Origin of the sequence: Comamonas sp. MYb21, from assembly GCF_037479395.1 — a bacterium.
Classification (GTDB): Bacteria; Pseudomonadota; Gammaproteobacteria; order Burkholderiales; family Burkholderiaceae_C; genus Comamonas.
The window spans coordinates 192,489-205,693 of sequence record NZ_JBBGZC010000002.1 but is presented as its reverse complement, the minus strand read 5'-3'; the positions used below and the strand labels follow the sequence as shown (position 1 = coordinate 205,693).

The following is a 13,205-nucleotide window of genomic DNA, read 5'->3' as shown; positions in this document are numbered from 1 at the left end:
ATAGAAACAGGCTTGTGCCGCATGCGCAGCGGGCGCAAGCAGCACTGAAATCAGGGCGCGGGTCAGAGCATCTTGTGCTCGACCAGCTTCTTGCGCAGCGTGTTGCGGTTCAGGCCCAGCCACTCGGCGGCCCGTGACTGGTTGTTGTCGGCGTGGTTCATCACCACCTCCAGCATCGGGCGCTCCACCATGCGCACCACCATCTCGTACACGCGGTCCGGCACCTCGCCTTCCAGATCCTGAAAATAGGTCTGCAGGCTGTCCCGCACGGACTGCTCAATCGTCGTCTTACTCATACAAAGTCATCACTCATTGTTGTTGCTTGGGCCATCGCACTCCCGCTGGCCTCTGGTGCTGGTGCCATGCCAGGCAGCCGGTCCATCTGTTGCCCCAGGGCTAACAGGTAATCGGCTACGGCCTGCCATTGCGCCGCACTGTTGTCAATCACATTCATCTCGCGCCGAAACGCATCGCCCCCCGGCAGATCGCGCACATACCAGGCAATGTGCTTGCGCGCCGAGCGCACGCCCGTGCTCTCGCCGTACAGCGCATAGTGGTCCTGCAGGTGCTCGAGCAGATGGCGGCGCAGCTCGGCCACCAAGGGGGGCGCGAGCAGCTCGCCGGTCTGCAGAAAATGCACGATCTCGCGAAAAATCCAGGGGCGGCCCTGGGCCGCCCGTCCCACCATCACCGCGTCCGCACCAGTGAAGGCCAGCACATCGCGTGCCTTGGCCGGGCTGGTGATATCGCCATTGGCAACCACCGGCACCGACACCGCCTGCTTGACGGCGCGGATCGTGTCGTACTCGGCCAGGCCCCGGTAGCCCTGCTCGCGCGTGCGGCCATGCACGGTAAGCATCTGGATGCCCGCCTGCTCGAACTGGCGCGCCAGCTGCACGGCATTCTTGTGGTCATCGCTCCAGCCGGTGCGCATCTTCAAGGTCACCGGCACGCCATGGGGGGCAGCAGCCTCCACCACGGCTGCAGCAATCTCGACGGCCAGCGGCTCGTTTTGCATCAGCGCAGAACCTGCCCATTTGTTGCAGACCTTCTTGGCCGGGCAACCCATGTTGATGTCGATGATCTGCGCGCCGCGCTCGATGTTGTAGACCGCCGCCTCGGCCATCATCGGCGCGTCGGTGCCTGCGATCTGCACGGAGATCGGGCCGGGCTCGCCAGCATGGTTGGCGCGGCGGCTGGTCTTGAGGCTGTCCCACAGGTCCTTGCGGCTGGTCACCATCTCGCTGACCGCATACCCCGCCCCCAGCGCCTTGCACAGCTGGCGAAAAGGCCGGTCCGTCACGCCCGCCATGGGCGCCACAAACACGTTGTTGGCCAGAGTATAGGGACCGATGCGAACGGACATGGAATGCAAAAAGCGAGCACTTCGCCACCGAAGTGCTGGTTGTTGTGGTGAGGGGAAGGGGCAGATTGTACTGCTTAAAAAAGTAGCAAACATCCAATCTACCCGCTTGACATTTGGGAATGCCCAAAAAATGGGCGATGGGGTGCCCGCTGGCGACGCCCCAGAGACGCCCCAAAGGCGCGCTTGGCAGCCGCAGTGAGCGCTCCAGCGCCTCGGCCGCAAGCGCTTGTCCAGATGGCATTTTTCGGCCTCTTGGCTGACACGGCCGCAGCCCGCAGCGCCGCTGGCGGGCGGCCCCCAGCCGCTACACTGGCAGCCATGGAAGCTTGGATTCAACAGTTGCTGACATGGCTGGCCCTGCCGCAGTTCGGGCTCAGCACGGTCTTTATCGTGGCCCTGATCTCGGCCACCTTGCTGCCGCTCGGCTCCGAGCCCGCTGTGGCCGGCCTGCTACACCTCAACCCCGATCTGTTCTGGCAGGCCATCTTGGTGGCTACCGCCGGCAACACCCTGGGCGGCGCCATCAGCTGGTGGACCGGCGCGCTGGCCCGCACCGCCTGGTACAAGGCCCGCAGCCTGCGTAAGGTTGGGCTTGACCCCACCGACCCCAGCCAGCCCCCTGCGCCACCCAACAAGCAAAGCCGCCACCAGCGCATGGCCCGCATCTGGTTGCGCAAGTTTGGTGCCAAGGCCTGCCTGCTCAGTTGGCTGCCCATCGTCGGTGATCCGCTCTGCGCCGTGGCCGGCTGGCTGCGCCTGCCATTCTGGCCCTGCGTGTTCTATATGGCGGTGGGCAAGTTCTTGCGCTACCTGGTGATGACCGCCACCATTTTGCATTTCTGGCCTTCGTGAAGTCGCGCTGAGGCTGGTGCCCACCTCTGCCGCACTAATCCACCCGCAGGCCCAGCTGCTGCGCCACGGCCGCATAGCGGTCGATGTCGCTGGCAATCACCCGGCCAAACTCAGCCGCACTCTGCTGCACCGGCGTGTAGCCCTGGTCGCGCAGCCACTGCTGCATCGCAGGTTCGGCCAGAATCAGCGCCAGCTCCGCATGCATGTGCTGCACGACGGCATCGCTGGTAGCGGCAGGCGCCAACAGACCATGCCACTGCTCCACGCTGAAACCGGCTGCACCTTGCTCGGCCACGGTGGCGACCTGCGGCCACTGCGCCAGGCGCTGGGGCGCGGTGATGGCAATGGCGCGCACGCGGCCGGCATCGATCAGCGGCGCAGCGCTGCTGGCGGTGACCATGCCCATGGCGACCTGGCCAGCGGCCACGGCGGTAATGGCCGGCCCGCAGCCCTTGTAGGGCACATGCTGCAAATGCAGCTGTGCGGCCTGGGCCAGCATCTCGCCGGCCAAGTGCTGTGGCGTGCCATTGCCGCAAGAGGCAAAGGGCAGCTGCAGCCGCTGCGCCGAAGCGCGCACATCGGCCAGGTTGTGCAGCGCGCTGGCCTGCGGCACCACCAGCACCGAGGCGATCGTGCCCACATTGAACACGGCCTTGAAGTCCTGGCGTGGGTCAAAATCCAGCTGGCGGTAGACGGCCGGGTTGATCGCGAACGAGCTGTTCACCATCAGCCAGCTGCTGCCATCGCCCGGGGCCTGCGCCACATGGCGCGCGCCAATATTGCCGCTGGCCCCGGGGCGGTTTTCCACCACCACGGTCTGGCCGCTGCGCTGCTGCAAGGCGGCGCCCAGTTTGCGCGCGAGCAGGTCGGTGCCACCGCCGGGCGGAAAGGTCACGACGATGGTGATGGGCTTGTCAAAGCGGGCGGCGGCCATGCTGCTGCCGCCCAGCCACAGGCCAGCTGCAATGCAGGCCACAGTGGCGCTGGCGACCCACCACCAGGAAAAGCGTTGGAAAACTCGGGGCATCACAGGCCTCCTTCCAGGTTATGCCAGGTGTTCGGGGAAACAGGGCCGGCTCAGGCATCCAGGCCAATATCGAGCACCTTGGCGCTGTGCGTGAGCCAGCCCACTGCAATCTGGTCCACCCCGGTGGCGGCCACCTGGGGCGCCGTCTCGGGCGTGATGCGGCCCGAGGCCTCGGTGACGGCCTTGCCCCGGCACATGGCCACCGCCGTGCGCAGGGTCTCCAGGTCCATGTTGTCCAGCAGCACCACGTCCACCCCGAGCTGCAATGCCGCATCAAGCTGCGCGAGCGTGTCCACCTCGAGCTCGATCTTGACCATATGGCCGACGCCCGCCCGGGCGCGGCCCACGGCGGTGGCCACATCGCCAGCCAGCGCAATATGGTTGTCCTTGATCAGCACGGCGTCATCCAGTCCAAAGCGGTGGTTGCTGCCGCCGCCCACGCGCACGGCGTACTTTTGCAGCGCACGCAGGCCCGGCATGGTCTTGCGCGTGCAGGTCACCCGCGTGCCATAGGGCTGGATCGCCTGGGCGATCGAATAGGTGGCGCTGGCCACACCGCTCAAATGGCAGAGGTAGTTCAGCGCCGTGCGCTCCGCCGTCAGGATCGCCCGGCTCTTGCCGTGGATGCGGGCGATCTCCATGCCCGGCGCCAGCACCGTGCCATCACCGCACAGCGGCTCAAACACGAGACCGCTGTCGAGCAGATGAAAGGCCAGCCGCGCCAGATCCAGCCCTGCCAGCACGCCCGCTTGCCGCGCCACCAGGCGCAGGCTGTCCCTGGCATCTGCTGGCACGATGGTGTCGGTCGTCAGGTCGCCGGCGCGGCCCAGGTCTTCGAGCAGCGCCATGCGCACCAGCGGCTCCAGCATCACATCGGGCAAAGGAGGAACGGGCAGCGCAGCGGTTTGATTAATGCTCATTTTGAGTATTTGTAGAGTAAAAAAAGGGGCGCACCAGCCTTGTAGCAGTCGCACGGGGATTTATGCTAAATCTGAGCATAAATACTGTCAAGCGCTGACCCCTGATGGCCTGTCACCTGCGATCAGGCTTTCATAGAGAAATTGGGGTGGTCAGCCGCGTGCCAGCGGCAGCTTGTTGCCCGCCACTGCCCGCTCCACCAGCACATTGCGGCGAAAGCGAAACAGCTTGGCAGGGCGGCCTGCGCCCTGGCTGCTGATCTCGCCGGTCTCTTCCACCAGCGCCTGCTGCTCGATCAGGCGGCGAAAGTTCTGCTTGTGCAGGCTGCGCCCGGCCAGTGCCTCCACGGTCTGCTGCAGCTGCAGCAACGAGAAACTGTCGGCCATCAGCTCGAACACCACCGGGCGGTACTTGATCTTGGCCCGCAGCCGCGCCATGCCGGTGGCCAGAATGCGGCGGTGGTCATTGCGCATCGCCATGCCCAGCAAGGTCTGGCCTTGGGGGGCCGCCATGCCATCGCGCCAGGCCTCAGCCACGAGGCCCGCTTCAAACAGCAGCTCGTAGCGCTGCAGCACCAGCTCTTCGTTCCAGTCGTTGCCGTCGAGGCCAAAGCTCACACAGGCCCGCTCCCATCTCGCGCTGGCCGCTGCCTTCTCCGCCGCCTGCTCACTCCAGGCCTGCAAGGCGGGTGCAATGCGCTGGCCCAGCATCGCCGGCGCGCCACTGCGCCAGTCCTCCCAGGGGAAATAGCGGTACCAGTCCTGCCAGCCCGGCTGGGCCTGGCCGGCATCGTCCAGCTCGCGCGTCAATGCCAGGTAGCTGATGGAGATGGCCCGCATACCCAGCTCCTGCGAGCGGTCGCGGTCGGCAAAGGTGTAGAGCTGCTCGACAAAGCCCAGCGGGTGGTGGGTCTGGGTCTCCACCCAGGCGCGCAGGCTGGCCTGCAGCGAGCGGTGGTTGGCGGTGAAAGGCCCCGCTGGCAGCGTCTCGCCCGCCTGCGTGGTCAATATGCGCGGCTGCCCGCCCGTCACCGCCACCAGCACCGCCACCAGATCGGCCTGCACCGAATGCTGCTCGCGCTCGGCGGCGCTTTGCGCAAGGGGCGCGGGCGCAGCAGTGGCTAGTGTGTTGGCGGCAGGTGGGGTCACCAAAGGGGGCTTTCAAGAATCGATGGACGGGGCTGCGCCTGCAGCGACCGCCAACGGGGCCACAGTCTGGCAAGCAGCGGCTATCTTATAACGGCTTGCCGCGCTGCTCTGCCATCCCGCTGCCACATGCGCATGACCGCAAGGCGCCATGAAAAAACCCGCTGACAAAGCAGCGGGCTCGTGGGGTTCGCCAGCACGCAGCGAGTGCGCGCAGGCAGTGTCGTCGCCGAAACGGTCAGACGTTGAAGAGGAAGTTCAGCACATCGCCATCCTTGACGATGTATTCCTTGCCTTCGGCGCGCATCTTGCCCGCTTCCTTGGCGCCTTGCTCACCCTTGTACTGGATGTAGTCGTCAAAGGCGATGGTCTGGGCGCGGATAAAGCCGCGCTCGAAGTCGCCGTGGATGACGCCAGCGGCCTGGGGTGCGGTGGCGCCCACGGGCACTGTCCAGGCGCGCACTTCCTTCACACCGGCGGTGAAGTAGGTTTGCAGACCCAGCAGGGTAAAGCCGGCGCGGATCAGGCGGTTGAGGCCAGGCTCTTCCAGGCCCATTTCCTGCAGGAACATGTCGCGGTCTTCGTCGCCCATCTCGGACATTTCTGCCTCGATCTTGGCGCAGATGGCGACCACGGGCGCGCCTTGCGCTTGGGCATAGGCCTTGAGGCTGTCGAGCAGCGGGTTGTTCTCAAAACCGTCTTCGCTGACATTGCCGACAAACATCGCTGGCTTGGCGGTGATCAGGCAGAACTGCTTGAGCAGCGGCGCGTCTTCCTTGGACACGGGCACGATGCGGGCAGGCTTGCCCTCGTCGAGCACGGCCTGGATGGGGGTCAGCAGCGAGACCAGCTTGGCGGCTTCCTTGTCATTGCCCGACTTCGCCGCCTTGCTGTAGCGGTTCAGCGCCTTTTCCACGGTGGCCAAGTCGGCCAGGCAGAGTTCGGTCTGGATGACTTCGATATCGGCGATCGGGTCCACCTTGTTGGCCACGTGGATCACGTTGGGGTCTTCGAAGCAGCGCACCACGTTGACGATGGCGTCGGTTTCGCGGATATGGGCCAGGAACTGGTTGCCCAGGCCTTCGCCCTTGGAGGCGCCTGCCACCAGGCCGGCGATGTCGACAAACTCGACGATGGCCGGAACCACGCGCTCGGGCTCGACGATCTTGGACAGCTGGTCCAGACGCGGATCAGGCACTTCCACCACGCCGGTATTGGGTTCGATCGTGCAGAAAGGATAGTTTTCGGCGGCAATCCCTGCCTTGGTCAACGCATTAAAAAGGGTGGACTTGCCAACATTGGGCAAACCGACGATGCCGCATTTGAGGCTCATGGCAGTGCTTTCTCTATTCTTTCGGACAAACCCGGTATTTTAAGCCGACTGCATGGCAATCGCGAATCCAGGCGTATTAACGGGGGGCCTCAGTCAAACTGCAGGGCGCCGCCGACAGCATCACCCACCCGCAGCACCCCGCCCGTGCCCGCTGGCACATAGGCGTTCATGCCAAAGGTCACGGCGCCATCCAGGCGCTCATCGTGGCGGTAGGTCTGCAAAGTGTCGGTCACGCTGGTACCGCTGGCGGCGGTGGCCGGGTCGATATCGGGGATGGGGCAGCGCGCGCAGGGCTTGACGAGGGGCAGATCGGCCCATTGCTGGCTGCCGGCGCCGCCCTGCTGCACCGACAGGCTCTCGATGCGGTCTTCGTCATGCGATTGGAAACCCTCGACGATGATATTGGCGCGAAAGCGCTCAGCCACCACCGGCACTTCACCCGCCTGGCGCAGGCGCTCATTGAGCTCATTGACGGAGGCCTGGCTGACGACCAGCACCGGAAAGCCATCGGCAAACTGCGTGGGCGCATCGGCCCCGCCCGTCCACTTCTTGCTCGCCAGGCGCAGCGCCTGGGGCGCCATGCGTACCAGATAGCACTCGGTCTGCAGGAACGCGCTGAACCAGGCATTGACCGCATCGGGCGCCTGCAGGCCCGTCACCCGGTCATCCCAGACGCGCACCGCGCGCTCGGGGCCGCTGAAGGCCATGTCCACCTGGAGCGGGTCCATGCCCGGGGCCGTGACCGTCATCACGCCATCGGCAATGGCCGGCTGTACCAGCACCATGCGGGCGATTTCGCGCTGCGAGATGAATTCGCCCCGGCCATCGACGAGCATGAAGGCCCGGTCATGCTCCAGGCCCGTGGCCAACAGGCGTGCGCTTTGCACGGCGATGCCGGCACAGGATTTGATGGGAAAAACCCACAATTGGCCAATATGGCCGGTGACATCAAAAAAATCGCTATTTGCCATGCTGCTCTGCGCCTGGGTTGATTCTGGGCAAACCACACTGTAACGAGTAAATAGCCGCCTTGCATCTGGGGACACCCTGCTGAGCGCCCAACGGTGGCCAGCCCCCTGCGGCAAGTCGTACCTGCGCGCTGCACTGCCACGGTGCCCCACTACAATAGATCGCTTATGGCTTCTGAATTCGACGTTTGTATCCGTGGCGCGGGCATTGTGGGCCGCAGCTTGGCATTGTTGCTGGCGCGCGAGCGCATGCGCGTGGCGCTGGTGGACACGGCGCCTGCGCCCAGCAACAGCGGCCACGGCGATGTGCGCGCCTATGCGCTCAACCAGCTCTCGCGCGAGGTGCTGCAGTCGGTGCGCAGCTGGCCCGAATCGCAGTACGCCACCCCGGTGACCCGCATGGATGTCTATGGCGACCTGGGCGGCGAGGTGCATTTTGATGCGGCGCAGCAGCATACCGAGGCGCTGAACTGGATCGTCGATGTGCCCGCGCTGGAAGCGCAACTGGCCGCCGCCGTGCGCTACCAGCCGATGGTCGAGACGGTAGGCAGCCCGGTCGATGCCGCGCTGACGGTGGTCTGCGAAGGCAAGCACAGCCGCACCCGCGAAGAATTTGGCGTGGAGTTCGCCACCATCCCCTACCACCAGACGGCTGTTGCCACCCGCCTGCGCTGCGAGCGCCCCCATGGCCAGGCCGCGCGCCAGTGGTTTTCGGCCGCTGGCGACATTCTGGCCTTTTTGCCGCTGGGCGGCCCGGACGGCCATGAGGTGGCCGTGGTCTGGTCGCTGCCGGTCAGCCAGGTCGAAGGCGTCAAGGCGCTGGACGATGCAGGCCTGGCGATGGCGCTGGAATCGGCCAGCCAGGGCATGCTGGGCCAGTTGACGGTTTGCGCCGAGCGCGCCGCCTGGCCGTTGCAGCAGTCGGTCGCGCGCCAGTGGTGTGGCCCGATGCCGGGGAGCGCCCTGCAAGATACCGCCCGGGCCCAAAGCTGGGTGCTGGCCGGCGACAGCGCCCATGCCGTGCATCCGCTGGCCGGCCAGGGCCTGAACCTGGGCATGGCCGATATCGCCGCACTGGCCCGTTTGCTGACCAGCGAAGATGCGCGCTGGCGCCGCCTGTCGGACCTGCGCCTGCTGCGCCGCTATGAGCGCGAACGCAAGGCGCGCCTGGCCCCCATCGGCTTGGCGATGGACAGCATTCAACAATTGTTTACCAGGCCAGAGACACCGTTGCAGAGCCTGAGAAACTGGGGCATGCGCGGCTTTGAGAGCAGCGGCCCGCTGAAATCCTGGGTCACCCGTCAGGCCATGGGAGTGAACTTTTAGCGCCCATCTGGTACAAACCGTCGTTCGGCCAAAAGCCGCTTGCGGTACCAAAATGTTCATATTGACGGGGGTTTAGCGTTCAGGCGCAGTTCCTGCCCAGACGGACAGCGGTGCACCGCCAAGCGGCTTTCCCTGCGTTGGGGTCTCTCCAGCGCGCAGGCTTTCACCATCAAGATTCAAAAAGGTTTCTCATGCGAATTCTCTCTACCGTATTGGCCAGTGCTGCCATCGCGGCCAGTTTCTCTGCCAGTGCGCAAGAAGACGCGATCCGCAAGGCGCTGGCAGAGCGTATCCCTCAGCTGCAAAAGATTGACGAAGTCAGCGCCACACCGATGCAGGGCCTCTATGAAGTGCGCGTGGGCACCGATCTTTTCTACAGCGATGCCAAGGGCAACTACCTGATCCAGGGCGAGCTGATCGACACCCAGGCGCACCGCAACCTGACCGAAGACCGCATGAACAAGCTGACGGCGGTGGACTTCAACAGCCTGAACCTGAAGGACGCGATCAAGACCGTCAAGGGCAATGGCTCGCGCAAAATTGCCGTCTTTGAAGACCCCAACTGCGGCTACTGCAAGCGCTTCGAGAAAGACCTGCAAAACGTCAAGGACGTGACGGTCTACACCTTCCTCTACCCGATCCTGAGCCCCGACTCGGTCGAGAAGTCGCGCAATATCTGGTGCGCCAAGGACCCGGCCAAGGAATGGGCCAGCCACATGCTCAAGGGCACCGATGCCCCCGCCGCCGCATCGAGCTGCGACGTGACCGCGCTGCAGCGCAACATGGAATTTGGCCGCAAGTACAAGATCACCGGCACGCCAACGATCTTCTTTGCCGATGGCTCGCGCGTTCCCGGCGCGATCGGCTCGGATGACCTGGAAAAACGCCTCAAGGCCGTCAAGTAAGCCTGGCAGCTTGCTGCCCGCATCCCATCAGGCCCTTCGGGGCCTTTTTTGCGTCCGTTGAATTCCTGGGTCGGCACGCGACCATGCAATTGGGGCTACGCTTGCAGGCTATGACCAAAAGCGCACCCGCCCTGGCACCGCACGCCATCCAGTACACCATCACGCCCATCGATCTGCATGCCCACCTCTACCAGGTCGTGCTCAACATCCCCCGGCCCAAGGCGATGCAGACCGTGTCGCTGCCGGTCTGGATCCCTGGCAGCTACCTGGTGCGCGAGTTCTCCAAATCGCTGCAGGGCCTCGGCGCCAGCCAGAACGGGCAGCTGGTCGATATCCAGCAGCAGAACAAGAACACCTGGGTGGTGGACTGCAGCGCAGCGGAACCCGTCACCCTGAGCTACCAGATCTGCGCCTACGACAGCTCGGTGCGCACCGCCTGGCTCGACAGCCAGCGCGGCTTCTTCAACGGCACCAGCGTATTTTTGCGTGTGCATGGCAGCGAGGCCTTGCTGCAGGTGCTGCACATCGAGCCGCCGGCCCAGCAGCCCCACTGGCAGGTGGCTACCGGCCTCTTGGCCGCGCAGACCAACCCCCAGGGCTTTGGCCGCTACCATGCCAGCAGCTACGACGAGCTGGTGGACTGCCCGGTGGAGATGGGGCCGTTCTGGAGCGCCGAGTTCAGCGCCCATGGCGTGGCGCACCGCTTTGTGGTGGCCGGCGCACCGCCCAGCTTTGATGGCGCACGCCTCATTGCCGATACGCAAAAGATCTGCGAGACCGAAATCCGGCTCTGGCACCCCCGTGGCAAGCCGCCCTTCGAGCGCTATGTGTTCATGCTCAACGCCATGGACGACAACTACGGCGGCCTGGAGCACAAGAACTCCACCGCCCTGATCTGCAGCCGGCGCGACCTGCCCCGCAAGGGCGAGGCCCAGGCCAGCAGCGGCTACATCACCTTGCTGGGCCTGATCAGCCACGAGTATTTCCACACCTGGAACGTCAAGCGCCTGCGCCCGATGGAGCTGGCCAGCTACGACTACGAGCGCGAGAACTACACCGAGCTGCTGTGGTTCTTCGAGGGCTTTACCAGCTACTACGACGACCTGGTCCTGCGCCGCGCCGGCCTGCTGGACAACAGCCAGTACCTCAAGCTGCTGAACAAGACCTTGAACCAGGTGCTGCAGACGCCGGGCCGCCATCTGCAAAGCGTGGCCGAATCGAGCTATGACGCCTGGGTCAAGTACTACCGCCAGGACGAGAACACGCCCAACGCCACCGTCAGCTACTACACCAAGGGCTCGCTGGTGGCGCTGTGCCTGGACCTGAGCCTGCGCCGCGCAGGCCACAGCGGGCTGGACGTGGTGATGCGGGCACTGTACCGGCGCTGCAAGGCCGGCCCCATGCGCGAGCAGGACCTGCTCGATGTGCTGCATGAGCTGACGGGCCGCAGCTGGGCCGCCGACATCAGCGCCTGGGTGCATGGCAAGCTCGATCTGCCCGTGGCCGCCCTGCTCCAGGCCCATGGCGTGGACTGCCAGCCCGACAAGCCCCAGATCGCCCAGCAGCTGGGCCTGCGGGTGGCCGAAGGCGCTGCAGGCATCAGCATCAAGGTGGTGCTGCGCGGTGGCGCGGCCGAGGCCGCGGGCATGATGGCCGGTGACGAATGGCTGGGCATCGAGCCGCTGCAGGCCAGCACCGACAGCATTGGCTGGCGCCTGCACAAGCTGGACGACCTGCCGCTGTACGCCGGGGATGCCCAGCAGGTGCTGGCCCTGGTGGCCCGCGACAAACGCCTGCTGCGCCTGCCGCTGGCCTTGCCGGCCCGCGCCGCCAGCTCCCCGGGCAAAGGCCGCAAGAAGCCCCCAAAAACTGCCAGCCAGAGCGATACCGTCACCTTGGCTGTCACCGATGTGAATCTGGTCAATCTCTGGCTGGACGGGCGCTGATCGCCGATAGCGGCGCGCCCACCTGCACCCAAAAAGCGCCATCTTGCGCAGGCTGCTGCGCCGCAACAGCCCGCTTGGTGTAGGATGCCTGTCGACCATGCGGGCGCCAGCAGGCCGCTGCTGCCCCACAAACCCAAGGAGATAGACCGTGGCCTATGAAATGATCGAAGTGCGCGTCGAAGCCGAAAAGGTGGGCATCATCACGCTCAACCGCCCCAAGGCGCTGAACGCGCTGAACGACCAGCTGATGAATGAGCTGGGGGAGGCGCTCAAGGCCTTTGACGCCGACAAGAACATTGGCTGCATGATCATCACCGGCAGCGAAAAAGCCTTTGCCGCAGGTGCCGACATTGGCGCCATGGCCAAGTACAGCTTTGCCGATGCCTATGGCGGCGACTACATCACCCGCAACTGGGAAGCGATCCGCAGCATCCGCAAACCCGTCATTGCCGCCGTCAGCGGCTACGCACTGGGTGGCGGCTGCGAGCTGGCCATGATGTGCGACTTCATCATCGCCGCCGACAACGCCCGCTTTGGCCAGCCCGAGATCAAGCTGGGCGTCATCCCCGGCGCCGGCGGCACGCAGCGCCTGCCCCGCGCCGTGGGCAAGGCCAAGGCCATGGACCTGGCCCTCACCGGCCGCATGATGAACGCCGACGAGGCCGAGCGTGCCAGCCTGGTCAGCCGCGTGGTGCCGGTGGATAAGCTGATGGAAGAAGCGCTGGGCGCGGCCATCATCATCAGCGGCTTCTCGCAGCTGGCCGTGATGGCCGCCAAGGAATCGGTGAACCGCGCGTTCGAGGGCAGCCTCAACGATGGCGTGATGTTCGAGCGCCGCCTGTTCCACGCGCTGTTCGCGACCAATGACCAGAAGGAAGGCATGGACGCGTTCGTCAACAAGCGCCCGGCCCAGTTCAGCAACAGCTGATCGGCGTAGCGGTGCCGTTGGCGCCAGGCCAATGGGTACAGGCACGGCCGGTACAGGCACGGCCAGTACAGGCACGGCCAGTACAGGCACGGCCAGTACAGGCACGGCCGGCGCCCGCCACGCCAAATGGCCCAATTTTGACAAAACCTGGCGACATTGATCGCCGGCCCAAATTTTCGGTATATAATTTCGTTCTGCCGGTCGTATAGCTCAGTTGGTTAGAGCGCAGCATTCATAATGCTGATGTCGTAGGTTCAAGTCCCACTACGACCACCAGGTTTCAAGCCGCAGTGATTGCATGATCACTGCGGCTTTTCTCTTTGGCGCATCCGTTTTGATGGCTGCAAGTCGTGCCGAAAAAGTCGCGGCCAGCGCGCGGCTTCGCAGCCATCCGCCCCTACAATGGAGCTCGTCGGTCGTATAGCTCAGTTGGTTAGAGCGCAGCATTCATAATGCTGATGTCGTAGGTTCAAGTCCCACTACGACCACCA

The 13,205-nt window shown here is 64.9% G+C and carries 12 protein-coding genes and 2 tRNA genes; 7 read left to right on the top strand and 7 right to left on the bottom strand.

The window, feature by feature from the left end; all coding sequences use genetic code 11:
- Positions 1-62: 62 nt before the first annotated feature.
- Complete coding sequence (locus WH367_RS03845; protein WP_021027292.1) at positions 63-296, bottom strand: Fis family transcriptional regulator; 234 nt, start codon at positions 294-296, stop codon at positions 63-65.
- Positions 293-1,366 carry a tRNA dihydrouridine synthase DusB gene (gene dusB, locus WH367_RS03840; protein ID WP_021027293.1) on the bottom strand — a complete coding sequence of 358 codons (1,074 nt, stop codon included), beginning with the start codon at positions 1,364-1,366 and terminating at the stop codon, positions 293-295. The genes WH367_RS03845 and dusB overlap by 4 nt, the downstream gene beginning before the upstream one ends.
- 318 nt (positions 1,367-1,684) lie before the next feature.
- Between dusB and WH367_RS03835 the strand changes: the two genes are divergently transcribed.
- Positions 1,685-2,218: a YqaA family protein gene (locus WH367_RS03835; RefSeq protein ID WP_339517311.1), complete on the top strand. Its 534-nt coding sequence runs from the start codon at positions 1,685-1,687 to the stop codon at positions 2,216-2,218.
- Between the two features lie 34 nt (positions 2,219-2,252).
- Here WH367_RS03835 and WH367_RS03830 read toward each other — a convergent pair whose 3' ends face one another.
- From WH367_RS03830 to WH367_RS03810, 5 genes are all read right to left on the bottom strand, one after another.
- Positions 2,253-3,245, bottom strand: a complete 993-nt coding sequence (locus WH367_RS03830) for a tripartite tricarboxylate transporter substrate binding protein (protein WP_445228064.1) — start codon at positions 3,243-3,245, stop codon at positions 2,253-2,255.
- Positions 3,246-3,295: 50 nt separating this feature from the next.
- Positions 3,296-4,165: a carboxylating nicotinate-nucleotide diphosphorylase gene (nadC, locus tag WH367_RS03825; protein ID WP_339517310.1), complete on the bottom strand. Its 870-nt coding sequence runs from the start codon at positions 4,163-4,165 to the stop codon at positions 3,296-3,298.
- A gap of 150 nt (positions 4,166-4,315) precedes the next feature.
- Complete coding sequence (locus WH367_RS03820) at positions 4,316-5,227, bottom strand: NUDIX hydrolase (protein ID WP_339534592.1); 912 nt, start codon at positions 5,225-5,227, stop codon at positions 4,316-4,318.
- Positions 5,228-5,546: 319 nt separating this feature from the next.
- Positions 5,547-6,641, bottom strand: coding sequence for a redox-regulated ATPase YchF (gene ychF, locus WH367_RS03815; RefSeq protein WP_021027298.1), 1,095 nt, complete (start codon positions 6,639-6,641; stop codon positions 5,547-5,549).
- An 89-nt stretch (positions 6,642-6,730) separates the two neighbouring features.
- Positions 6,731-7,612, bottom strand: a complete 882-nt coding sequence (locus WH367_RS03810) for an MOSC domain-containing protein (RefSeq protein WP_339534337.1) — start codon at positions 7,610-7,612, stop codon at positions 6,731-6,733.
- Between the two features lie 165 nt (positions 7,613-7,777).
- Here WH367_RS03810 and WH367_RS03805 point away from each other — a divergent pair, with 165 nt between their 5' ends.
- The 6 genes from WH367_RS03805 (at position 7,778) to WH367_RS03780 (ending at position 13,205) form a co-directional block, all read left to right on the top strand.
- Positions 7,778-8,935, top strand: a complete 1,158-nt coding sequence (locus WH367_RS03805) for an FAD-dependent monooxygenase (RefSeq protein ID WP_339534336.1) — start codon at positions 7,778-7,780, stop codon at positions 8,933-8,935.
- Between the two features lie 191 nt (positions 8,936-9,126).
- Positions 9,127-9,840 carry a DsbC family protein gene (locus WH367_RS03800; protein ID WP_021027301.1) on the top strand — a complete coding sequence of 238 codons (714 nt, stop codon included), beginning with the start codon at positions 9,127-9,129 and terminating at the stop codon, positions 9,838-9,840.
- A gap of 110 nt (positions 9,841-9,950) precedes the next feature.
- Positions 9,951-11,786: a M61 family metallopeptidase gene (locus WH367_RS03795; protein ID WP_339534334.1), complete on the top strand. Its 1,836-nt coding sequence runs from the start codon at positions 9,951-9,953 to the stop codon at positions 11,784-11,786.
- Positions 11,787-11,934: 148 nt separating this feature from the next.
- Complete coding sequence (locus tag WH367_RS03790; protein ID WP_021025456.1) at positions 11,935-12,714, top strand: enoyl-CoA hydratase; 780 nt, start codon at positions 11,935-11,937, stop codon at positions 12,712-12,714.
- A 199-nt stretch (positions 12,715-12,913) separates the two neighbouring features.
- Positions 12,914-12,990 (top strand) — tRNA-Met (locus WH367_RS03785).
- Positions 12,991-13,128: 138 nt separating this feature from the next.
- Positions 13,129-13,205, top strand: a tRNA-Met gene (locus WH367_RS03780).

Coding starts and splice junctions, on each gene's coding strand:
- WH367_RS03845 (WP_021027292.1), bottom strand. CDS start 296: ATGAGTAAGACGACGATTGAGCAGTCCGTGCGGGACAGCCTGCAGACC.
- dusB (WP_021027293.1), bottom strand. CDS start 1,366: ATGTCCGTTCGCATCGGTCCCTATACTCTGGCCAACAACGTGTTTGTG.
- WH367_RS03835 (WP_339517311.1), top strand. CDS start 1,685: ATGGAAGCTTGGATTCAACAGTTGCTGACATGGCTGGCCCTGCCGCAG.
- WH367_RS03830 (WP_445228064.1), bottom strand. CDS start 3,245: ATGCCCCGAGTTTTCCAACGCTTTTCCTGGTGGTGGGTCGCCAGCGCC.
- nadC (WP_339517310.1), bottom strand. CDS start 4,165: ATGAGCATTAATCAAACCGCTGCGCTGCCCGTTCCTCCTTTGCCCGAT.
- ychF (WP_021027298.1), bottom strand. CDS start 6,641: ATGAGCCTCAAATGCGGCATCGTCGGTTTGCCCAATGTTGGCAAGTCC.
- WH367_RS03810 (WP_339534337.1), bottom strand. CDS start 7,612: ATGGCAAATAGCGATTTTTTTGATGTCACCGGCCATATTGGCCAATTG.
- WH367_RS03805 (WP_339534336.1), top strand. CDS start 7,778: ATGGCTTCTGAATTCGACGTTTGTATCCGTGGCGCGGGCATTGTGGGC.
- WH367_RS03800 (WP_021027301.1), top strand. CDS start 9,127: ATGCGAATTCTCTCTACCGTATTGGCCAGTGCTGCCATCGCGGCCAGT.
- WH367_RS03795 (WP_339534334.1), top strand. CDS start 9,951: ATGACCAAAAGCGCACCCGCCCTGGCACCGCACGCCATCCAGTACACC.